This is a genomic window from Nocardioides sp. NPDC051685 (assembly GCF_044453405.1).
GTDB lineage: Bacteria > Actinomycetota > Actinomycetes > Propionibacteriales > Nocardioidaceae > Nocardioides.
This window is the reverse complement of sequence record NZ_JBITCR010000008.1, coordinates 196,618-218,760: the sequence shown is the minus strand read 5'-3', so window position 1 is coordinate 218,760 and position 22,143 is coordinate 196,618. Positions and strand designations below refer to the sequence as shown.

Sequence of the window (22,143 nt, the reverse complement as noted above, 5' to 3'; positions counted from 1 at the left end):
GTCATGGCTTGGGACCGCAACCAGATGGCCGCGCGCGCCGCGCAGGAGCTGCAGGACGGCGACTACGTCAACCTCGGGATCGGGCTGCCGACGCTGATCCCGGACTACATCCCGGAGACCTCGACGGTCGTGCTGCACGCCGAGAACGGCATCCTCGGCGTCGGGCCGTTCCCCTATGAGGACGAGGTCGACCCGGACCTGATCAACGCCGGCAAGCAGACCGTCACGGTGCTCGCCGGGGCCTCCTACTTCGACTCCGCGACGTCGTTCGCGATGATCCGCGGCGGACACATCGACGTCGCCGTCCTGGGCGCGATGCAGGTCTCCACCAACGGCGACATCGCCAACTGGATGGTTCCCGGCCAGATGGTCAAGGGCATGGGTGGCGCGATGGACCTCGTCTCCGGCGCGGGGCGCGTGATCGTGCTGATGGAGCACGTCACCAAGAAGGGCGCGCCCAAGCTGCTGTCGGCCTGCGACCTGCCGCTGACCGGTCGCGGGATCGTGAAGCGGGTCATCACCGACCTCGGTGTGCTCGATGTCGCCGGCGAGGCGTTCGAGCTCGTCGAGCTGGCTCCCGGGGTGACGTACGACCAGGTCGCGGCGGCCACGGGCGCGCCGGTCGTCGACAGGATCGGCGCCGTGACTGCTTAGTCTCACTATTCAGAACCGGGGACACCGAAACGTAACTCGCGTTTGCACTTCATCGTTTCGAGGTGTGATACCCACCACACCCCTGGAGTGAGTCGTGAAACTCGGCAGACTGGCATTGCTCTTCCCCCTCCTGGCTCTCGTCACGACCTTCCTACCGCCGGCGCTCTCCCCGAGCGCCGCCTCGGCCACCCCTGCGGTGGCCGCTCAGGTGTCCCAGACGCCGGCGGGGGCGTGGAAGCCTCGGCCTGCGACGTACGGCGTGGTCGTCGAGAAGGACATCGAGATCGCGATGTCCGACGGCGTGGTGCTCCGTGCCGACGTCCACCGTCCGGCGAAGGCCGACGGCACCGCGGCGGCGGGCCGGTTCCCGGTGATCCTGACCCAGAACCCCTACAACAAGAACGCCTCCGGCGGGGGCGGCGGCGACTACTTCGTGGAGCGTGGCTACGTCTGGGTCCAGACCGACGTACGCGGCACCGGCTCCTCCGCCGGCCAGTGGGACGCCTTCGGCGACCGCGAGCAGAAGGACGGTCTCGAGATGGCCAACTGGGCGACCTCGAAGAAGCGCCCGTGGAGCAACGGCGAGCTCGGCCTGTGGGGCGCGTCCTACATGGCGATCAACCAGTTCTTCACCGCCGCCCAGCACCCGCGCGGGCTGAAGGCGATGTTCCCGATCGTGCCCGCCGGCGATGTCTACCGTGACGTGGTCGCCTCCGGCGGCCAGATCGACGCGGGCTTCATCCCGCTGTGGTTCGGGCTGGTCACGGGCAGCGGCCTGGTGCCGCCCGCCGTCAACCAGACCCGGCCCGAGGCGACCCTGACCACACTGCTGCAGCACGTCGGCGGCGTGCTCGGCTTCCAGGTGCCGATGCTCGTCAGCGCCGCGCTCGGCGGCGACGCCGGCTACGACGGCCCGTTCTACCGGAAGCGCTCGCCGTTGAGCGTCGTCGACGAGATCGACGTGCCGACGTTCCTGACGGCCGGGCAGTACGACATCTTCCAGCGCGGGACGCCGATGCTCTTCGACCGGCTGCAGCGGAACGGGGTGGACACCAAGCTCCTCATCGGACCGTGGACGCATTCCCAGGGGTCGACGGGCGGCGACCTCGAGGGCAGCGGCATCGGGAGCCTGAGCGAGATGGCGCTGCGGTGGTTCGACACGCATCTCAAGGGCCTGCCCGACACCACCCTCGACACGGACGTCGCGCCGGCGACCTACCACGAGATCGGGTCCGGGAAGTGGCGCACGATGCAGTCGTGGCTCGGGAGCGAGGTCCGCGCGAAGACGTACGCCCTCGGGTCGGCCCTGAAGCCCGTCGGCGGCGACACCATCGCGCCGCTGCCGGTGCAGGGTCTGTGCTCACGCAGCACCTCGCAGTGGACCGCCGGCGCCGCCGCGATCCCCGGCTGCGAGACCGACAACCGGATCAACGACGCGCTCGGGGTCTCCTACGAGACCGCGCCCGCGACCTCCGACCTGGCGTTCTCCGGCCCCCTCAACGCCGACCTGTCCGTCTCCACGACCGGCACCGACGGGCTGATCTCGGTCTCGGTCGAGGACGTCGCTCCCGACGGGTCCGTCGACCGCATCACCGGCGGCTGGCAGACACTGCGCCACCGTGCCGTCACGACGTCGAGGTCGCGGACGCTGAACGGCCAGGTCGTCCAGCCCTGGCATCCCTTCACCCGCGAGGCCGAGCAGGCCGTCGTGCCGGGTCAGATCTATCGCGTTCCCGTCGAGGTCTTCCCGACCGGCGCGGTGATCGCGAAGGGCCACCGCCTGCGGGTCACCGTCCACTCCTACGACGTCCCCCACCTGCTGCCCAACGTCAAGCAGCTGGTCCGCGGCGTGGCCGGCGTGGTCACGGTCCATCACACGACGGCGAACCCCTCGACGCTGGTCCTCCCGGTCCGGAGGTAGCGCCGAGGGGTCAGATTCTGACGTCGAGAAGTCAGAGTCTGGCGGCTTCCTCCGGCACGCGCTCGGCGACCTTCGAGTCCCGGGCGCGTGCCGCGTCCACGAGCAGGTACGCCGCCACCGCAGCTCCCGCGGCCAGCGCGATCGCAGCCGAGGCGTAGGCGGCGCCGTAGCCCTCGGTCGTGACCAGGCCGGCGGCGATCAGGGTGCCGAGGAACCCGCCGACCTGCTGGGTGGTCGTGGTCAGGCCGGAGCCGATCCCGGCGTACTCCGGCGCCAGCGCGCCCATCGCCAGCGCCGTCACCTGCGGCATCGCGATACCGAAGCCGAGGCCCATCACGACCGCGCCGGGGAGGACGTCGAACGGGAAGCTGCCGGCCTCGGGCAGTCGCACGAGGTAGACCATCCCGGCGACGAAGCCGAGCACGCCGGCGACCAGGATGCGCTCGGAGCCGAACCGCTCGGCCAGCGCGGCGCTGAAGCCGAGGCTCGCGACCGCGATCACCGCGCTGACCGGGAGGAACGCCAGGCCGGTCGCCAGTGCCCCGAAGCCGAGGACGTCCTGGAGGTAGAGCGTGGTCACGAACTGGAAGGTGAACCCGCCGAAGGTCAGGGTCAGCAGGATCAGGTTCCCGAGCGCGAACCTGCGCTGGGCGAACAGGCCGCGCGGGAGCAGGCCACCCTTGGCGCCGGTCGGCGGCGTACCCTCCACCGCGCGGAGCGCGACGACCAGGGCGATGATCCCGAGCGGCACGTTGATCAGGAAGGCCCAGCGCCACGAGGCGACCTCGGTGAGTACGCCACCCAGGACCGTCCCCACCGAGGCACCGATCGAGCCGACGAAGGCGAGCACCGCGAAGGCGCGGAGGCGGTCGCGGGCCTCGGCGTAGAGGCCGGCGATCATGCCGAGCACGACGGCCGAGGCGATGCCGCCGCCGAGTCCTTGGACGAACCGGGCGGTGACCAGGGAGATCGGGTCCCAGGCGAGACCGCACCATGCCGAGGCGAGCGTGAAGATGCTCAGCCCGGCAAGGAAGACGGGCCGGGTGCCGAAGGCGTCACCGGCCCGGCCCGCCGGGAGCAGGACGAGCGCGAAGGCGAGGAGGAAGCCGTTGACGACCCAGGACAGCGAGGTGTCGCCGAAGCCCAGGTCGTCGCGGATTGCGGGAAGGGCGACGGTCACGACCGTGCCGTCGAGGATCACCATCAGCTGAGTGGCTGCGAGGGTCGCGAGCGCGACTGTCTTGGTCGTCATAGATACGACCATAGAAGATTGTTTGCTATGAAACAATCTATTTCGGGATATTCGGTTGTAGACCTATCTCTCAGCGAGCCGAGGAGGGCGCGCGACGCCGCAGCGTCATCGTGTGCGACGGCGTCGCCCACGGCCCCTCGACCAGGCGCTGCAGCGCCTCGATGAACGCCTCACCCTCGCTCGGCGCCAGGCCCTCGAGCACGTTGGCGACCGTCGCGTTGTAGGCCTTCGAGGCCTCCTCGAGAGCCTTCACGCCAGCCGGCGTGAGCGCGACGATGCGAGCCCGGCGGTCGGTGCTCGAGACCCGCCGCTCGGCGAGGCCCCGGCGCTCGAGGTTGTCGAGGGTGGTGACCATCGTGGTCTTGTCGAGCATCGCCATCTCGGCCACGGCGTTCTGGGTGTACTCCCCCTCGGCGGCCTTCATCAGCACGCAGTACTCCCGCACCGAGAGCTCCAGGTCGGCCAGCGCATCGCCGACCTGGGCCGCGAACGCGTGAGCGGACTGGTTGAGCAGGAACAACAGGTCGATACGCGGTCCGGTCATGAACCAGATCTTAACGAACCATCCGATACCGAACTATCTTCTGACCAACTATCTATGCAGAACGGCGCTCGACCCCGACAGCATCAGGGGCCGAGCGCCGTCCGGCGTCACCTCAGAGGTACTGCGCGAGGTCCGCCTGGATCTCCTCGGGCGTCACCGGCGGCTCGTAGCGCTTGATGACCTCGCCCTCGCGTCCGATGAGGAACTTGGTGAAGTTCCACTTGATGTCACCGGGCTCGGTCGCCGGCGTCAGGTCCTTGAGCCGGTCGTAGAAGTCCCCGAGGTGCGGACCCCAGTCGCCAGGCGCCTCGGCACGCAGGAACTCGTAGAGCGGGTCGGCGTCCTCCCCGTTGACATCCACCTTGGCGAGGACCGGGAAGGTCACGTCGTACGTCGTCTTGCAGAAGTCCTGGATCTCCTCGTCGGTGCCGGGCTCCTGGCCGAAGAACTGGTTGGTCGGGAAGCCGATGACCTCGACGCCCGAGTCCTTGGTGGCACGGTAGAGCGCCTCCAGCCCCTCGTACTGCGGCGTCAGACCGCACTTGCTGGCGACGTTGACGATCAACATCAGCTTGCCCTTGTAGTCGCTGAGCGGGACGGTGCTGCCGTCGGCGGCGGTCACTTTGAAGTCGTGCGTGCTGGTCACAGGTCTCTCCTCGGATCGTCGGTCATCGGGGTCTGAACGGAGTGGCTCCGGGCTCATCCAAACCACAACCCTGCTCGGCCCGAGGTTATGCCCCGCGCTGATGCGGGACCGACGAGGCCTCCTCGGCCAGGCGCCGGTCCCGGGCGACCGTCATGATCGCCGCGGACATCCACTCGAGCGCCTCGGGCATCTCGAAGGCGATCTCCTCGAGCAGCGTCGGCATGTCGTGCCGCCCCACCGAGAGAAGCATCTCGCTCAGCGACCCGTCGGGCGCGGCGACCATGAACCGGAACTCGATCGCCTCGGGAGTCACGGTCGCGGCGCACCGGCTGGTCTCGAACGTCCACGGCGCACGACGGGCATCGCCCTGAGTGCCGGGTGTCGTCATGACCGCGCATCCTATTCAGGTTGCCGCCTCGGCCGCATCCCTTTCACGCCTCGGCTCACCCTTCGAACAGTGATTCGAATCTCGCCGCGCAGACACACCACCCCAACACACGCGCACCAGCCCGAGGACCGGTACGTTCATCCGCGGTCATGCAGCGGGGGAACACTGGAGAGGGACACAACTTCACATGATGGGCGGGCATCACGCGGCCTCTGGAGCCGCCGCGTGGATCGCAGTGACATCGTCGGCACCGATCGCGTTCGGGTGGTACCCGGGCGTCTCGGACATAGGCGTGATGACCGGCACCCTGGTGTGTGCCGGCGCCGCGCTGCTTCCGGACGCGGACCACCACAACGGCACGATCGCCCACTCGCTGCCGCCGGTCTCCGAAGGCTTGACCAAGATCGTCGGACAGGTCTCCGGCGGCCACCGCAACGGCACCCACTCGATCCTCGGCGTGCTCGCTTTCACCGGACTCGCCTGGGGCGCGGGGAAGCTCTCGCTCGAGACCGAACGTTTCGGCAGCGTCCTGATCGGCCCGGGCATCATGTGCGTCCTTCTGGTCGCCTTCGCCATGGACGCACTGAAGCTCACCCGCAAGGGCGTCCACTGGCCTTGGATCCCGGCGGTGGCGCTGGCGGCGGTGATCGCCATCTTCGCGCCCGAGGAGTGGTGGTGGATGCCCTTCTCCGTGGCCCTCGGCTGCGTCGTCCACCTGCTCGGCGACTTCGTGACCACGATGGGGATCCCGCTGTTCTGGCCGATCGCACCCAAACCGCCGAGGTGGGTTCGCCGCAACAAGTGGCTGCCCTTCGACAACATGTGGACCCGAGGCGGCAACTTCGCCCTCCCGATCCTCGGCGATGCCGGCTCCATCCGGGAGTGGGTCGTGATGACGCCGATCAGCCTCTACGCGATCGTCGGGTTCGGCTGGGCGCTGATGAGCCAGATGGGATTCGACGTCGAGAGCCGCTGGGAGGCGCTGGTCACGAGCCTCACAGGGCTGATCTGACGGACCGCCGGCGCCCGCGGAGCGGGCGCACGAGGAAGATCCCCGCGAGGAGCGCGAGTCCGGCGAGGAGCGCGGAGACCGCGACCACCCCGCTCAGGACGACCTTCGTCTGGATGCCCCGGTGCTCCTCGCCGACATCGTCGGAGACGATCAGCGTCATCGCCACGATGGTGTCCTTGAGGAGCTGGATGAAGCGGGTCATGTCCTCGGACCAGACCTGCGCGGCCGGCCTCCCCATGCTGTGGGCCTCCAGCTCCGGGACGACGCCTTCGAGCGAACCGTCGTTGATGACCTGGACGACCGCGTTCTGCGACACCACACCGCGCGATCCGTCCGCGAAGGTGTCGTCCGAGATCTTGTCCAGCTCCCTCTGGGTCGCCTTGGGGGCGTCGGCATAGAAGGAGCGCGAGGTGAGCTGCCAGGACGTACGCGCCTCGCTCATCGCCTCCAGCGACTCCTCGTCGATCCGCCCGGTCATCAGCGCGGGCACCATGACCGCGCGCTCGACGCCCAGCGCCTCGGACGCCGACCTGACGTACTTGAGGTTGACGACCTGCTTGTAGATCTTCTCGTTGCGGATGTTGGGCATCTCGGTCGCGAAGTCGAGCAGCTCGTAGGCGGTGTCGGTGTAGGCCGCCGCAGCAGCCTCGGTGCTCGCCTTGTCACCGTCCTCGAGGTCGTCGCGGTAGGCGTCGATGCCCTTGAGCACGGTGTAGGTGCGCTCGACGCGCTCCCGCAGGCTCGGGGTGTCGGCGAGGTCGATCTTGGTGATGTCGGCGTGCCACGACTCGATCGAGTCGTCGGTCACCTGCCGATAGGCCTGCCGAACAGCGTCCGGGACCTGGTCGGAGCTCAGCGCATCCCGCTCGAAGATGAGGTCCATCCCGAGCTCGTAGCTCTCCGGGAGAGCACCCGCGATCATCACCGCGCGGTTGGACACGGCCCGCTCCTCGAACGCGTCGGCGAAGATCACCCCGCTCAGGACCAGGGCTATCACCACCGGCACCAGAAGCGCGCCGAGCACCGGGGCGCGGAGGAACCTCGGCCTCGAGGCCGCATGCGACCGAGGCGTACGCGGCGCCGACTCGACCACGCCGGCGATCGCCGTCAACGGCGACGCCGAGGATGACGAGGAGGGGGACGCCGAGACCTGGGGAGCCATGATCGCGGCGGGCCGGGGGGCGGCGGACAGCTCCCGGCTGCCGACCCCGTTCGCGGGCGCGACCCCGGGCCGGCGCGCGAAGGCGACGACCTCGCCCGCGCTGGGCCGCCGCGAGGGGTCCTTGTCCATCATCAACGCCACGAACTCGTCGATATGGGACGGCACGGTGACCACGTCGTTGACGTGCGGGACCGGCGCGGTCACGTGCTGGTAGATCATCGAGACCGGCTCGGAGCCGGCGTACGGAGCACGCCCGGTGAGCAGCTCGAACGCGACACAGCCGAGCGCGTAGATGTCGCTCGCCGGGCCGACCACGGCGTCGGCGGCCTGCTCGGGCGAGATGTAGGGCAGGCTCCCCATCACGTGACGGGTCGAGGTGAGCCGCTCGGCCTGATGGCCGGCCAGCTGGGCGATGCCGAAGTCGAGCACCCGGATCCGGCCGTCGCCGTCGTAGACCAGGTTGGAGGGCTTGATGTCGCGGTGGATGATCCCCGAGGTGTGGACCGCGGTGAGCGTACGGGCGACCTGGACCATCACCTCGCCCGCCTCCTCCACCGTGAACCGGCCCTGCTTCTCGAGGCGGTCGGCCAGTGTCGGGCCGGGAAGCAGCTCCATGACCAGGTAGACGATGCTGCCGTACTCGGTCTGCTCGACCCCGACGTCGTGCACCTGCACCGTGCCCGGGTGGCTGGCCGCCGTCGTCGAGAGCGCCTCACGGCGGAAGCGCTCGGTCACCTTGGGGTCGGCCGACATCTCCACGATCTTCACGGCCACCCAGCGTTCAAGCCTGATGTCGGCTGCCTGCCAGACCTCGCCCATCCCGCCGCGTCCAAGCAGTCGGTGCAGGCGGTAGCGGCCTGCGATCGGGGGGCGCGTTCGCATGCGCATATGGTGTCGGACTCACACCCCGTGCGTCTCGTGTACGCACCGATGAAGTCCGCCGATCTTGGCTGAGATCGTCGGTTTACGCATCAACCGAACGCCCTCGCGAACGGATCAGCGTGAGCCCGAGCACGGCGAACAACGCCAGCATCGCGCCGGTGGAGATCCCCCAGCCGATCGCCTGGCCCTTCGCGTCCTGGTGCTCACGGTCGACATCGGCGGCAAGCTGGCGAGCCGAGTCGACGACCACCTTCTTCAGGTCCTGGACGTAGCTGGCCGCATCGGCCAGCCAGATCTGGTCCACGGCCCTCCCGTCGGCGCCGTCCTTCAGCTGCCTGACCACGTCCTCGACGGCACGAGCGTTGAGCACCCGGATGACGGCACGCTGGGACGAGACCGCATAGGACCCGAACTCGAACGACCGCCCCGAGATCCTGTCGAGCGCCTGTCGCGTCGCCGGATCGGCGCGGGCGTAGATCGATCCCGAATGGGTCGCCCAGGAGTCCTGCGCCGCGCTGAGATCGGCGATGCCACGGTCGCTGATCCGCCCGTTCCGCAACGCGTTCGCCATGACCCTCCGCTCGAGCCCGAGCACCTCCGAGACGGATCCGATCAGCTCCAGGTTGCGCGCCTGCCTGGCCAGCGCGTCGTTCTGGAACGTGGGCAGCTCGGCGGCGAGGTCGAAGAGCCCGTTGACCGCGTTCGTGTAGAGCTCGACGGCCGCCATCTTGCCGGACCGGTCGCCCGCCCTGGCGGCCGCGCGGATGTCGGAGAGCCGCTCGAGAGCGGCCGCCGATCTCTCCGTACGCCGCCGCAGCCCCTGATCGTCCCCGATCTCCAGGTCCTCGACCTCGGCGGTCCAGGCCTCGATGGACCTGTCGGTGATCTGGAGGAAGTCCTCGGTCAGGGCCGCATCGGTCCGCAGCGCGTCCCGCTCGATCGAGAGGTCGAAGGCGAGCTGGAAGCTGGTCGGCAAGATGTCGGCCAACGGCCCGGCGCTCCCGATGTTCGACGTCGTGTCGCCGGCCCGGAGCGTGCCCCAGCCGCCGAGGATCAACCCCGGCAGGACCAGGATCATCAGCACACCCAGCACCGTGGGCGCCAGGCGCGGACCGGTCCGGCCGGCCGGACGTACGATCCGCTTCGGTGGGGCCGCGACCCCGCTCTCGAGCACCGTCGCCACCTCATCGGCCCGCGGGCGCTTGGCCGGGTCGCCGGCGAGCATCGCGGTGGTGATGCCATCGAGGTGACCGGGCACGGTCACCAGGGTGCCGACGCGTTCCGGCTCGAGCCCTGCATACGGCGGGCGCCCGGCGAGCAGCTCGAAGAACACCGCGCCGAGCGAGTAGATGTCGCTGGCCGGGCTGAGCCGCTGACGGTCGATCTGCTCCGGGGACATGTAGGGCAGGGCCTCACCGCCGCGGGGCGCGGGCGCACCGACGAGAGCGATCCGGCCGTCCGGGGCGTACCCGATGGTGGCCGGCCGGATGTCCCCGTGCACCTGTCCCGCGGCGTGGCCCGCGGCGAGGATGCGCGCGATCTGGGCGACGATGCCGGAGGCCTCATCGGAGGAGAGCCGATTCTCGTGGGCAAGCCGGTCTGCGAGATTCCGACCGCCCAGAGCGAGTCCGCCCTGTCCGGTCAGATGGTTCAAATGCTGGCGACCGGCGCGTGGGGGACGGATACGCATGGGTACATGGTCCCTGTTTGGCGCCCTTTCAGCCCCGGATGAGCCGAGAGTTTTCCCGGACTTGGCCAAGAGTTCGTCGCCCCAGGTACGCGAGACAGGCGACGGCCAGCGCCACTCCCCACACCGGCCAGAGCATCTCGGGAACCCATGCCGCCCAGTCCGAGGTGGCGCCGGGGACCATCCAGAGGTCGCCGGCGACCACCATCCGCCAGAAGGAGAGCCCGGCGGAGGTCACGGCGCCGGCGACCAGGATGCCGGGCACCAGGGCCATCGCGACCGGCACCGGGCGGCCACCGAACCGCGGCACCCAGGCCCAGAAGACCTCGCCCCAGCGGGCCAGCAAACCCCAGGTCAGCAGGGCCCCGACCACCGCGAAGAGCGCCAGTCCGAGGCCGGCCCAACGCCCCGAGCCGAGCTCGTCGAGCATCTCCGGCCTGATGCCGAGCGGCACGCCCACCGCCCACGCGATCCGGGTGACGGCATAGAGGAGAGGGACGACGACGGCGACGCTCACCGCGGGGCGCCCCCAGCGCGTCCAGCGGCTCCAGTCGATCCGGCCGCCGGGCTCGGCCCGCTCGAGCAGGCCGACGCCGGCGACCACGGTCGCCAACCCGCCGACCGCGTGCGCGAGCGCCGTGCCCGAGTCGATGACGATGCCCCAGTTCAGATGTCCCGCAACCGGACCGAGGCCGACCAGCGCGAGCAGCGTCTGCGGCAGATAGCCGAGGAACGACAGCGCGCGTACGTCGGAGATGACCAGCGCGACCACGAGCCCGACCACCACCAGCAGCCGGCCGGCACGGCGCCGCGCGCGAGGCTCCCGGCCGGCGGCTCCCAACACACCGGCGACCAGCACCAGGAGTGCGGCGACGGTGACGACCCAGGACATCTGCGTGCCGCTGAGACCGCCGAGCGGGGAGGCTCCCTCGGGAGCCCACGGGTCGGGTATCCGGTCGAGGAGCGCGAGCCCGGACAGGGCGCCGAAGGCGAGCGCCCAGGCACCGGCCAGCCAGGGGGCGGCGCGGCGTACGGAGGATCGGGGCTGCGTACGTTCCATGGTCGCAGTCATCGGGCCACCTCCTGGGCGGTCTCCCAGCGGCGGCCGATCGTACGCAGCAGCGCCGGGTAGACGACCAGGTAGCGGAACGGCTTGATGAGGGCCATGTAGGCCTCCCCGAACCGCCCGTTCGGCCGCACCAGCACACTCATCTGCGCGCAGTAGCCGTCGGGCGCGCTCGCGTCCTCGACCCAGCCGAGGTGCAGGACACCGTGCATCGTGCGGTTGGCGATCTCGGCGGCGTACTCCCGATCCGTCAGGTAGAGCGCATGGAACGGGCTCTCGTCGCGCTCGGGCGCGCGATGGTCCCGGAGGTCGCCAGGGAGCCGGTCGCCGAGCGAGGCTACGCGCCGTCCCAGGCCGTGCTCGTCCTGCTCGGTGCCGAGCATCCGGCCGAGCGCCCAGCGGACCGCGAAGAGGAGGCGGTACGCCGCCGGGAAGTCGCGATCGTCGCCGCTCATCATCGCCTCGACGAAGCGGGGGAAGTCGTCGGCGCCGCCTCGGACGGGCAGGGCCCAGACGTCCTCGAGCTCGAAGTCGTCGGTGATCTGGTGGATCCGCCAGGACTGCCCGGAGTAGGCACCTGACGGGAGTGGTCTGGTTCTGATCGGGCTGCGCCCGATCGGTGCGTGTGTGGTCATGCCTCCACACTCGTCCGCGCACGGCGGCGGTTCTTCGCCCTCAGGTCGCGGGCCTCTCATCCTGCAGGATGAGGCTCAGCTCCGGGGTCCGACCAACCCGGTCTCGTACGCCAGCACGACCGCCTGCACCCGGTCGCGCAGGCCGAGCTTGGCGAGCACATGGCCGACATGCGTCTTCACCGTCGCCTCGGAGAGGTGGACGCGACGGGCGATCTCGGCGTTGCTGTCGCCGGTGGCGAGCTCGAGCAGCATGTCGAGCTCGCGCGGGGTCAGGGCGTCGCGGATGTCGGCGGCACGGCCGCTGTCGGCGGCCGGCGCGGTCGCGACGTGCTCGAGCAGACGACGCGTCGTCGACGGCGCAACCACCGCGTGACCTGCATGAACGGTGCGGATCGCGTCGACGATCTCCTCCGCCCGGGCGTCCTTGAGGAGGAAGCCGCTGGCGCCGGCCCGGATCGCCGGGAACGCGTAGTCGTCGAGGTCGAAGGTGGTCAGCGCGATCACCCGCGTCGCCGGCTGCTCGCCGGTGATCGCTGACGTCGCCTGGATCCCATCGAGGCGGGGCATGCGCAGGTCCATGAGGACGACGTCGACCCGCTTCGTACGCACCAGGGCGAGCGCCTCGTGGCCGTCGGCCGCCTCGCCGGCGAGCTCGAGGTCCGGCTGGCTCTCCACCATCATCCGGAGCGCGGAGCGCATCAGCTCCTGGTCGTCGACGATGGCAACCCGGATCGGCATCTCTGGCTCGCTCACAGCGGCATCATGGCGCGTACGCGCCAGCCCTCGTCGCTCGGCCCGGCCTCGAGGGTGCCACCGACCGCCGCCACCCGTTCGCGCATCCCGCTCAGCCCGCGGCCGGGCGGGCGCTGGATCCCGGCACCGTCGTCGCTGACGTCGACCTCGAGGTGGCGTCCGGTGCGGGTCAGCGACACCGTCGCGACGGCCCCGGTGCCCGCATGGCGGGTGACGTTGGTGAGCGCCTCCTGCACGACGCGGTAGGCGGTGAGGCCGACGGCGGGAGCGACCTGGCCCGGCTCGCCCATCTCGAGCCGGACCGTCAGCCCGGCCTCGCGCATCCTCTCGACGAGGTCGTGGACGTCGGCCAGCCCCGGTTGCGGCTCGGTCGTGGACTCCCCACCGAGCACGCCGAGCAGCCCGCGCATCTCCACGAGCGCCTCCCGCCCGGTGGTCGCGATGGTGTCGAGGATCCCCGAGGCCCGCTCCGGCTGCTGCCCGACGACCATCCGGCCGGCCTCGGCATGGCTGACGACGACCGCGAGCGAGTGCGCGACGACGTCGTGCATCTCGCGCGCGATGCGCTGACGCTCCTCGGCGGCTGCCCGGTCGGCGAGCTGGTCGATCCACGCGGCCCGGGTGGCCCGGAACCGGCCGAGCGCCCACGCCGCCACCGTGGCCGCCACCGTCGCCGTGGCCACCAGCAGCCACCACGTCCACCCCAGCAGCCCGATGCCCTCGAACCCCGACAGACGTACGACGGTGACCAGACACCCCACCAGCCCGATGCCGAGCGCTACCCCTGGCCACGGCCGCCGGTCCCGCGCGCTCACCGCGTAGAGCAGCACGAAGAAGCACAGGCTGCTCGGCAGCAGCACGGGCCCGTACTCGCTCCCCGCCGCCACCGCCGTCGGCCCGCCCAGGTCCGGGGCGGCGACCAGCACCAGCTCGGCCAGCGCCCCGGCGGCGTACGACGCCAGCGGCCAACGCCGGGCGCTGGCCACCGCAGCGTGCAGAACCGCCAGCGCGGCCACCAGCGCGATCTGCCACGCCTCGGCGACCTCACCGTCGACGACCGAGGTCCAGCCGACCGGCAGCAGCACCAGCGCGAGCACCCCGGCCAGTGCCGCCTGTCCGACGTCCCCGAGCCAGCGGGGTCCGGGAGCTGCTGCCACGGTCATGCGCTCACCCTAGTGGGCCGAGAACGGCCGCAGGCCCGCTCCGATCGGAGCGGGCCTGCGGGTCGTTCCGGCTCAGCCGGGCTGTCGACGAAGGATCACATGCTGCGCGGGCCGGTGGCCTCGTCGCGCTCGGCCTCGGTCATGCTGCGCGACTTCAGGAGGCTGAGCACGGTGGTGATCGCCAGGATGCCGATGATGACGCTGAGGGAGACCTCGATGGAGACCTCTGGGGCCCACCCGACGTGGTGGCCGCCGTTGATGAAGGGCAGCTCGTTCTCGTGGAGCGCGTGGAAGATCAGCTTGAGGCCGATGAACCCGAGCAGGATCGCCAGGCCGTAGGAGAGGTAGACCAACCGCTCCAGCAGACCACCGATGAGGAAGTAGAGCTGCCGCAGACCCATCAGCGCGAAGATGTTGGCGGTCATCACCAGGTAGGCCTCGTTGGTCAGGCCGTAGATCGCCGGGATCGAGTCGAGTGCGAAGAGCAGGTCGGTGGTGCCGAGAGCGCAGATGACCACGAACATCGGGGTCGCGACCCGCTTGCCGTTCTCACGGATGAACATCTTCGCGCTGTCCCACCGCGAGGTCAGCGGGATGTGACGCTCGAGGAACTTCACCACGGCGGGCTCCTCGTACTCGTCCTCGTCCTCGCCGCCCTCCAGGGCGAGCTTGACCGCGGTGTAGATCAGGAACGCGCCGAACAGGTAGAAGACCCAGCTGAAGTTCTCGATCGCGGCCGCACCCACGCCGATGAAGATGCCGCGGAAGACCAGCGCCAGGATGATGCCGATGAGCAGCGCCTTCTGCTGGTACTGCCTCGGCACCGCGAACTTCGACATGATGATGATGAAGATGAACAGGTTGTCGACCGACAGCGAGTATTCGGTCAGCCAACCGGCGAAGAACTCGGTGCCGTACCTCGGGCCCGAGAAGACGTAGATCCCGATGCCGAAGACCACGGCCAGGCCGATGTAGAGGCCCAGCGCGACGATCAGCTCTCGACGCGAAGGCTCGTGCGGACGACGGCCGATGACGAGCACGTCGACGAGCAGCACGGCACTGGCGATGCCGATGGTCAACCACCAGATGAGAGGGGAGACGTCCACGAAGGGACTCCTTAGATCGTGAGGCAGAGCGATTCTCTGGGAAGGTTAGGCGACCGAGGTCGAAGCTTCGAAGTCGCAGCGACCGACCCAAGTTGTATAACAAGTGCTTAGCTAGTCTAACAAGCAGCACTTCGGGCGCCTCACATGATCTCAGGTGCGGACAACCAGATGAGTCAGCGATCACACCGTGGATGACTGGACCTCAACCGGACTTGATGTTTTAGCGTCACTGCCAAAGAGAGAGGAGGGGGTGTGAGCGACACACTCACCGACCAGTTCAAGGCCGGCTTCCGTCGATACCCCACCGGCGTGGCCATCGTCGCCGCCTCGACCGATACGGGACCCGTCGGAGCGACGGTCTCCAGCGTCGCCTCGGTCAGCGCGAACCCGCCGATGCTGTCGTTCTCGGTGTCTCGGTCCAGCCGGTCCGGCCCGGCGCTCACCGGGAGCGACCGTCTCGCGGTGCACGTCCTGACCGAGTCCCAGGCCGACGTGGCCGCGGCCTTCGCCGACCGCACCGCACCACGGTTCACCGTGGCACAGGGCTGGACGCTCCCGCACGGGGAGCCGCCGGTCCTGGACGACGCCGCAGCCAGCTTCTACGGCCACGTGGTCCGCGTCATCCCCGCCGGCGAGGCCTGGCTGGTGCTGCTCGAGATCGACACGGTCAGCCTCGTCGAGACCGCCGAACCGCTCCTCCACCACGACCGGCACTACTGGTCGCTCGGCCCGTCCGCCAGCACCCTCCCGCTCGACCGCATCCCGGCCGAGAAGGCTTCCTGACCGTCGACCTCGACGGTCTCTCCACCACACCATCGAGAGGAACCACCATGCGTCTGTTCGCTCCCACGATCGAGGTCTCGGCCCACTGCGACCTGCCCTGCGGCGTCTACGACCCCGCCCAGGCCCGCATCGAGGCCGAGTCCGTCAAGGCCGTCATCGCCAAGGCCCTGGACAGCGACGACCCCGACTTCCGCACCCGCGCCATCGTGATCAAGGAGCAGCGCTCCAACCTGGTCAAGGAACACCTCTGGGTGCTGTGGACCGACTACTTCAAGCCCCCGCACTTCGAGGCCTACCCCCAGCTCCACACCCTCGTCAACGAGGCCACCAAGCTCGCCGGCGCCGCCGGCACCAAGGGCACCCTCGACCTCGAGGTCGCCGACCAGCTCCTCGCCAAGATCGACGAGATCGCCGAGATCTTCTGGGCCACCAAGAAGGCCTGAGGCGCCGAGTCCCCACACAGAAGCCAGGTTCCGGCCGCCGGCCGGGGCCTGGCTTCTTCCATGCTCCACCCCCTCGAGGGCATAGACGTATGACAAGTACGCCACTAGTGTGACAAGTGCCACAGTCCCCCTCGCGGTGGCCCCGGCCACCGTCGAAGCCTTCGAGGAGCATCGATGCGTCGTATTCGAAAGCGCGTGACACCCCAACTGCTCGTCCTCGGCCTGGTCGGCTCGCTGACCGCGACCACGCCCGCCCTCGCCGACCAGCAGACGGACCAGGTCGTACGTGGCCCGGATGCTGCCGCGATCGCGAAGATCGTCGACCGCATCGACGAGCCCTCGATCCCCGACCGCGACTACGACATCACCGACTTCGGGGCCGTCGGAGACGGCACGACCGACGCGCTGCCGGCGATCAGGGCGGCGATCGCGAAGGCATCGGCCGATGGCGGCGGCCGCGTCGTGCTCCCCGAGGGCACCTGGCTCTCCGAGGGCCCGGTGCACCTGGCCAGCAACATCGACCTCCACGTCTCCGAGGGGGCAACCCTGCTGTTCGGCGTCGACACGGACGACTACCTGCCGGTGGTGCGTACGCGCTGGGAGGGCACCGAGCTGGACGGCTACTCGCCGCTGATCTACGCCAACGAGGTGCACGACGTCGCCATCACCGGGTCGGGCACCATCGACGGCAACGAGGACTCCGAGTTCCACGCCTGGAAGGAGCAGGAGAAGCCGGATCAGCTCCGGCTGCGCCAGATGGGCTTCGACGGCGTACCGGTCGAGGAGCGCGTCTTCGGGAAGGGTACGTTCCTGCGGCCCAGCGCGATCCAGTTCTTCCACGCCGAGCGGGTGCTGCTCGAGGACTACACCGTCACCAACTCGCCGTTCTGGATCAACCACCTCGTCTACACCGACCAGGCGACCGTACGTGGGCTCGACGTCGACAGCCACCGCGCCAACAACGACGGCATCGACGTCGACTCCAGCACCAACGTGCTGATCGAGGAGAACCGCTTCCGGACCGGCGACGACTCGGTCGTCGTGAAGTCGGGACGCGATCTCGACGGACGCACCATCGCCCGCCCCAGCGAGAACGTGGTGATCCGTCGCAACGACATGGGCGGCGAGGACGGCATCGCGCTGGGCAGCGAGATGTCCGGTGGCATCAAGGGTGTCTACTTCACCGACAACGTGCTGCGCGACGGCGCCTCGGCGATCCGGTTCAAGGGCAACCTCGACCGCGGCGGCACGGTCGAGCACATCCGGGTCAGCAACATGGAGATCGGCGCCTTCGAGAACTTCATCTGGTTCCAGCTGGACTACCCCGGCGAGCTGGGCGGCAACTTCCCGCCGGTCTACCGTGACATCGTCTTCTCCGACATCACCGTCGCCTCCGCCAAGACCGGGCTCGAGATCCACGGACCCGCCGACGCGCCGCTGAGCGATGTCACCCTGCGTGACGTCACGGTCGAGAAGGTCGAGACGCCGATGATCCTGGAGAACGTCGAGGGCCTACGCCTCGACGACGTCCGGTTCGGCGACCAGCGAGCCGACGGCGAGCTCGACTGGCTCTCCTGAGGACACCTCTCCCGGCCCGCCGCGCGCCTCCCGCTCGCGGCGGCCGGTTGCGGCGGTCGCCCGAGAACCCGTCACATCGTTTCCGGCAGCGCCGAACGAGGCGCTCCACGTGACCGCACTCATGTGCTTCAGCGGGAGGTGATCGTTGGACGAGGTCTCCTGCTGGCATGGCGCGGCCACGGGTCAGACGGAGACGGCGTCGTGGACCTCGCCGACGAGCACTTCGACGGCACACCCCGAACGATTCTGGAGACGTACGCGTAGGGATTATCCAAGTCCACATTGCCCAGGCCGTCAGAGGCCCCTCCACCGCCCGAGGCGCATTAACCAAGAGTGTTCTCCGAGAACGCAATACCCCAGCCCGTAAGGGTATTATCACTTCATAACGCGCTCACGCCAACGGCAGAAAAGGCTGAATGGCATCGAAGCGTTACGGGGGCGTTGCAGCCACCCCAATTCCCTGAACACCAGCGTTAAGAGCACTTCACTTGGCACTTTTCTTTGTTACAGGTGACATGCGCATGCGTAATTGTTCCGCAACCGCTCTGAGCTCAAATTTAGGTGCCAACTTTCGGAGCTGACCAGCACATCGCCGTGCGCGTTCACGAACACAGAATAGGGTTCGCCATGCAGAAGGTTATTGCCCGCAGTATGCCCCCATCCCTATCTCATTCGTCGTCACCACCGGAACCACGGTGATCGCATCCGCTCCCGCGTCGGCACCGACACGGGCGGCGAGAAGAACCTGGAGCCGGATCACGGGAACTGAGAGGCCATAGAGGCGCGTGAAACGTGGTCCTGCGCTCTCCTGCGCGCGGCCGGAGCCGGCTGAGCCTTGTACCACCCCTCATTCGATGACTCTCGAAACTCATTTAGGTGGAAGCAATGTCGAATGCTTCAACACGCGGATCGCAGCGCCTCGCCACGGCGTTCGTAGCAACGATCCTCGCGCTCTCGTTGTTGACCCCCACACTATTCACAGCGTCGCCGGCGTCGGCACATGCCCACTTGGTCAAGAGCTTTCCGCATGCCGGCGCCGTGCTCGCCGCCAGCCCATCGGAGGTGGTGCTCACCTTCGACCAGCCGATCCAAGCGTTTCCCGGCGCCAACGGCGTAGTGGTGACCGGACCTCAGAGCAGCCACTGGGCGTGCGGTCGGGCTCGTATCGACGGGAACACCCTGACCGCCTCGATGAGTGAGGTGGGGCCTTCGGGCCGCTACCAGATCGACTACCGGGTGCTCGGAGCGGACGGTCACCCGATCATCGGGTCAGTGCCAATCAACATCCGGCGGTCGGCGTCCACCGCGACCACTGCGTCCACCGTGTCGACCGCATCGACCGCATCGACCGCGTCCGCTGCCACCGCAATGACGGCGTTCGACGTAGATCAGCCGCATGGTCTGGCTGCGATACCCACGTGGCTGTGGATCGCCCTGCTGGCCGCGATCGCGGTGTGCGTCGGTGTTGTCGGTCGCCTGGCTGTACGCCGAAGGGATGCGACATGAACGACCGCATCCGGATCCTGCATGTCTCGGCGCTTGTCGGCGCGAGCCTCACCGCGCTTGCCTTCGGGATACTGGTCACGCTGCCCCACCCCGTCGTCGGCATTCCCGAGCCGTCGATGGTGGTGCGCACCGGGATCCCGCTGCTCCGCTGGATCGCGAACGTGTGCGCCATCGGTTCCGTGGGCTCCGTGCTGGTGCTGGTGCTTCTGGGTGAGGCTGGTCGCGACCGTGCTCCTGCCCTGGTCCGACGTACTTCAACGGCGGCGGTGTGGATCGCAGCAGTCTGGGCGGTCGCGGCGCTCCTGGGTCTCTGGTTCAACGCGGCGGAGATCTCGCTCCGCCAGCTCCGGCTGCCGGTCAGCGGCGTGCTCGGCTACGGCGGAAACGTCAGCCTAGGTCTCGCACTACTGATCAGCGCCGGGTCGGCGGGAGCGTTGACCGCCTATTCGGTTGCCCGCTTGCGGCGGCCGTCGCTGCCGCCGGACGTGGGCTTTCTGATCGCGCTGGCTGGCCTGACGGCGGTGTCGATGAGCGGGCACCCTTCGCAGGGTGAGCCGCCGTTGCTGCTGATGACGGCCAGCGCCTTCCACGTGACCGGAGCGGCACTCTGGGTCGGCGGACTGGCAATCACCTCTCTGATCGTCGGCGCCGACCGGCAAGCGCTGGCCATCGTTCTTCCCCGGTTCTCGCGGGTCGCCGAGGTGAGTTTCGCGCTGGTGGCGGTCAGCGGCCTGTTGCTGGCCGCGCCCCGGCTGACCGGCGACGTGACGCCGCCCCTCGGAGAGGTAGTCGACGCCTTGACACAGACCGGTGCTGGCTGGCTGGTCATGGGCAAGCTCGCCTGCATGGCGCTGCTGGGGTGCTCCGGGGCGTACATCCGTACTGCCGTCGTCGACCGGGTGGCGCGCCAGCAGCCCACGCCACTCACCGTGTGGGCCGGGCTCGAGCTCGCCGTGATGGCGGTCGCGGTCTCGCTGGCCACGGCGCTCGGGCGTCCCCTCTAGCTCGCTGGTCCCGCCACGACCAACCAGATCCCGCCGGCCGGTCGTGGCGGGACGCCTCAGACGGCGCTCACGCGTGCGCGACGCCGCCTCAGTGCATTCACGGTGCCGTCGAGGAGGACGAATGCGACGAGGGTGACGCCGAAGACCGGCATCGCCCAGCCCAGTGCACCCGCCGCGAGAAGCACCACCACCAGCATCGGCACCGACAGGTTGCGCCACACCGGCGGCGGGGAGGAACGCCCGGACCGAGTGGGCCGGCGCTGCCACCACATCCGATACCCCAGCCCCAGGAGCACGAGCGATCCCAGGGCCAGCAGTGCCAGCAGGAGCTGGTTGGCCAGACCGAACAAGGTGCCGCTGTGGGCATCGACGCCGATGCTGGTGAGCTTGGCCATCAGGGGGTAGTCCTCCCAGCCCTGGCGGGCAGTGACCTGCTCGGTGTAGGGATCGATGGCGACGGCGGTCTTGCGGATCGGCAGCCCTTCGGACGACTCCTCGACGATGAACGGCTCCTTGGCGGCGTGCGGCGGCGCGAGAGTGAGTTCACCCTGCAGGCCTTCCGACCTGGCCACCTCGACAGCACGGTCGAAACCGATCGGCTCAGCGCTGCCCACGGCCGCGACCTCCGACGGGGAAAGCGACGGAGTCTTGCCGTTCACGGCAGTGATCGCGGCGTCGACGCGGCCACCGGCATACGTCGACCACGTCAGGCCGGTGATGCTGATACCGAGTAGCCCGACCGCCAGCCAGAGGCCCAGCACCCCGTGCCAGGACCGGTTGCGTGCACGTCCCTTCGCGGTGAAGGACGGAACCAGCACGGCCCGCAGGGACCGGCCACGGGCCCGCTTGCCGAGCCACAGCACCAGGCCTCCGAGCACGATGAAGGGCAGCCAGCTGGCAACGAACTCGGAATAGATCCGACCAAAGTCTCCCAGGTGCAGGTTGCCGTGGAGCTCGCGCAGCCACACCTGCGCGGGTGGCCGGTCGGCCACCGTGACCAGCTCGCCAGTGACGCCACCGGTATACGGATCGACGTACACGGTCAGCGACTCCGAGGAGAAGTGGCTCCCGGTCTGGTGCAGGCCGTCAATGCCCATGAGCACTACCCGGGTGGTTCGGTCGGGGTCCTCCGCGGGAATGACCGAGGTGACGTGTGCGTCGGGATGGACGGCGAGTGCGGCCGCGACCTGATCCGAGAGCGGGCGCGGGTTCCCGGTCTGCGCCTCGACGTGCAGTTCGTCGCCGTACAGCACATCGTTGATCTGAGGAGTGAAGGCATAGGCCAGGCCGGTCAACGCCAGCACCGCGAGGAACGGTGCGACCAGAAGGCCCGCCATGAAGTGCACGCGCCGAGCGAGCAACCACAGCGGGGCGCTGGAACGCCTTCGATCGGCCGTACCGGCACCAGCCCGGGGCCGTGAGGGGTCAGCGGGGATCGTGGTCATGGCAGCTCCATCGCTTCGACGGCCTTGTCCACGTTGATATCGGCAAGCAGCTGGACCGTCCTTCCAGAGCTGCGCTGGTGAACGTAGGTGAGACTGGGCATGGTTCTCCTTCTTTACTCATCCCCTCCTTATACCCAGTTACCTTGGATGTTTCAGAGGCATGTATTGGATGTTTCAGGGGTTCCCAGATAGACAATCTGGGGTCAGATAGCCAGTAGGCCGATCAGGTATGACCGACTCATCGCCGCGACGTAACGCACCAGTAAAAAGCGCACAGCGCCTTCGCATTGCGTCTCCGGCCGCAGCGATTTCATAAACGCCCGGGGGTATTTAAACTCCGAGGGGTATTTAAACTCCTGGGGGTATATACTGAGCGCGAAACTCGACGCCAGCCGTCGCATCTCCTCCCCGAAATGAATGCCTCGTGAGGCCGTGAGGTCCCATTAACGATGAGATTTCACCCAGGGTTGAGGGCCCTTAATGAGGGCAGTATTGAGTGATTACCACTCCTCG

At 68.8% G+C, this 22,143-nt stretch carries 20 protein-coding genes; 8 read left to right on the top strand and 12 right to left on the bottom strand.

Annotated features, from left to right (window positions below; all coding sequences use genetic code 11):
• The first annotated feature begins 3 nt into the window (after positions 1 to 3).
• Positions 4 to 654 (top strand): CoA transferase subunit B, encoded by a 651-nt coding sequence (locus ACIA03_RS22290; RefSeq protein ID WP_396986564.1) that lies wholly within the window; start codon positions 4 to 6, stop codon positions 652 to 654.
• 94 nt (positions 655 to 748) lie between these two features.
• The gene (locus tag ACIA03_RS22285; protein WP_396986562.1) at positions 749 to 2,575 is read left to right on the top strand and encodes a CocE/NonD family hydrolase; all 1,827 of its coding nucleotides are present in this window, start codon (positions 749 to 751) and stop codon (positions 2,573 to 2,575) included.
• 31 nt (positions 2,576 to 2,606) lie between these two features.
• Here ACIA03_RS22285 and ACIA03_RS22280 read toward each other — a convergent pair whose 3' ends face one another.
• From ACIA03_RS22280 to ACIA03_RS22265, 4 genes are all read right to left on the bottom strand, one after another.
• A complete protein-coding gene (locus ACIA03_RS22280; protein ID WP_396986560.1) occupies positions 2,607 to 3,827 on the bottom strand; it encodes an MFS transporter in 1,221 nt (406 codons plus the stop codon).
• Positions 3,828 to 3,897: 70 nt separating this feature from the next.
• Positions 3,898 to 4,371: a MarR family winged helix-turn-helix transcriptional regulator gene (locus tag ACIA03_RS22275; RefSeq protein ID WP_396986558.1), complete on the bottom strand. Its 474-nt coding sequence runs from the start codon at positions 4,369 to 4,371 to the stop codon at positions 3,898 to 3,900.
• A 112-nt stretch (positions 4,372 to 4,483) separates the two neighbouring features.
• Positions 4,484 to 5,017, bottom strand: a complete 534-nt coding sequence (locus ACIA03_RS22270) for a glutathione peroxidase (RefSeq protein ID WP_396986556.1) — start codon at positions 5,015 to 5,017, stop codon at positions 4,484 to 4,486.
• An 85-nt stretch (positions 5,018 to 5,102) separates the two neighbouring features.
• Positions 5,103 to 5,405, bottom strand: coding sequence for a hypothetical protein (locus ACIA03_RS22265; protein WP_396986555.1), 303 nt, complete (start codon positions 5,403 to 5,405; stop codon positions 5,103 to 5,105).
• Between the two features lie 187 nt (positions 5,406 to 5,592).
• Between ACIA03_RS22265 and ACIA03_RS22260 the strand changes: the two genes are divergently transcribed.
• Positions 5,593 to 6,417: a metal-dependent hydrolase gene (locus ACIA03_RS22260; protein WP_396986553.1), complete on the top strand. Its 825-nt coding sequence runs from the start codon at positions 5,593 to 5,595 to the stop codon at positions 6,415 to 6,417.
• Here the strand turns inward: ACIA03_RS22260 and ACIA03_RS22255 are convergent.
• The 7 genes from ACIA03_RS22255 to ACIA03_RS22225 all read right to left on the bottom strand — a co-directional run bounded on the left by ACIA03_RS22255 (position 6,401) and on the right by ACIA03_RS22225 (position 14,871).
• Complete coding sequence (locus ACIA03_RS22255; protein WP_396986551.1) at positions 6,401 to 8,461, bottom strand: protein kinase; 2,061 nt, start codon at positions 8,459 to 8,461, stop codon at positions 6,401 to 6,403. The genes ACIA03_RS22260 and ACIA03_RS22255 overlap by 17 nt on opposite strands.
• 82 nt (positions 8,462 to 8,543) lie before the next feature.
• Complete coding sequence (locus tag ACIA03_RS22250) at positions 8,544 to 10,151, bottom strand: serine/threonine protein kinase (RefSeq protein WP_396986549.1); 1,608 nt, start codon at positions 10,149 to 10,151, stop codon at positions 8,544 to 8,546.
• Between the two features lie 28 nt (positions 10,152 to 10,179).
• Complete coding sequence (locus ACIA03_RS22245; protein WP_396986547.1) at positions 10,180 to 11,220, bottom strand: hypothetical protein; 1,041 nt, start codon at positions 11,218 to 11,220, stop codon at positions 10,180 to 10,182.
• A complete protein-coding gene (locus ACIA03_RS22240) occupies positions 11,217 to 11,849 on the bottom strand; it encodes a DUF2867 domain-containing protein (protein WP_396986545.1) in 633 nt (210 codons plus the stop codon). Before ACIA03_RS22240 ends, ACIA03_RS22245 begins: the two co-directional genes overlap by 4 nt.
• 75 nt (positions 11,850 to 11,924) lie before the next feature.
• Positions 11,925 to 12,602, bottom strand: coding sequence for a response regulator (locus tag ACIA03_RS22235; protein WP_396986543.1), 678 nt, complete (start codon positions 12,600 to 12,602; stop codon positions 11,925 to 11,927).
• Positions 12,599 to 13,765, bottom strand: coding sequence for a sensor histidine kinase (locus ACIA03_RS22230; RefSeq protein ID WP_396986540.1), 1,167 nt, complete (start codon positions 13,763 to 13,765; stop codon positions 12,599 to 12,601). The genes ACIA03_RS22235 and ACIA03_RS22230 overlap by 4 nt, the downstream gene beginning before the upstream one ends.
• A 95-nt stretch (positions 13,766 to 13,860) precedes the next feature.
• Positions 13,861 to 14,871 carry a TerC family protein gene (locus ACIA03_RS22225; protein ID WP_396986537.1) on the bottom strand — a complete coding sequence of 337 codons (1,011 nt, stop codon included), beginning with the start codon at positions 14,869 to 14,871 and terminating at the stop codon, positions 13,861 to 13,863.
• 252 nt (positions 14,872 to 15,123) lie between these two features.
• Here ACIA03_RS22225 and ACIA03_RS22220 point away from each other — a divergent pair, with 252 nt between their 5' ends.
• The 5 genes from ACIA03_RS22220 (at position 15,124) to ACIA03_RS22200 (ending at position 20,185) form a co-directional block, all read left to right on the top strand.
• Positions 15,124 to 15,654: a flavin reductase family protein gene (locus tag ACIA03_RS22220; RefSeq protein ID WP_396986535.1), complete on the top strand. Its 531-nt coding sequence runs from the start codon at positions 15,124 to 15,126 to the stop codon at positions 15,652 to 15,654.
• Positions 15,655 to 15,701: 47 nt separating this feature from the next.
• On the top strand, positions 15,702 to 16,097 hold the full coding sequence (gene sodN / locus ACIA03_RS22215; RefSeq protein WP_396986533.1) for a superoxide dismutase, Ni: 396 nt from the start codon (positions 15,702 to 15,704) through the stop codon (positions 16,095 to 16,097).
• Between the two features lie 174 nt (positions 16,098 to 16,271).
• Complete coding sequence (locus ACIA03_RS22210) at positions 16,272 to 17,675, top strand: glycoside hydrolase family 28 protein (RefSeq protein ID WP_396986531.1); 1,404 nt, start codon at positions 16,272 to 16,274, stop codon at positions 17,673 to 17,675.
• Positions 17,676 to 18,560: 885 nt separating this feature from the next.
• Complete coding sequence (locus tag ACIA03_RS22205; RefSeq protein WP_396986529.1) at positions 18,561 to 19,181, top strand: copper resistance protein CopC; 621 nt, start codon at positions 18,561 to 18,563, stop codon at positions 19,179 to 19,181.
• Positions 19,178 to 20,185, top strand: coding sequence for a copper resistance D family protein (locus ACIA03_RS22200; protein WP_396986527.1), 1,008 nt, complete (start codon positions 19,178 to 19,180; stop codon positions 20,183 to 20,185). Before ACIA03_RS22205 ends, ACIA03_RS22200 begins: the two co-directional genes overlap by 4 nt.
• 56 nt (positions 20,186 to 20,241) lie before the next feature.
• On the opposite strand, the gene ACIA03_RS22195 is transcribed toward ACIA03_RS22200, so the two are convergent.
• Positions 20,242 to 21,630: a PepSY-associated TM helix domain-containing protein gene (locus tag ACIA03_RS22195; RefSeq protein WP_396986525.1), complete on the bottom strand. Its 1,389-nt coding sequence runs from the start codon at positions 21,628 to 21,630 to the stop codon at positions 20,242 to 20,244.
• Between the last annotated feature and the right edge of the window lie 513 nt (positions 21,631 to 22,143).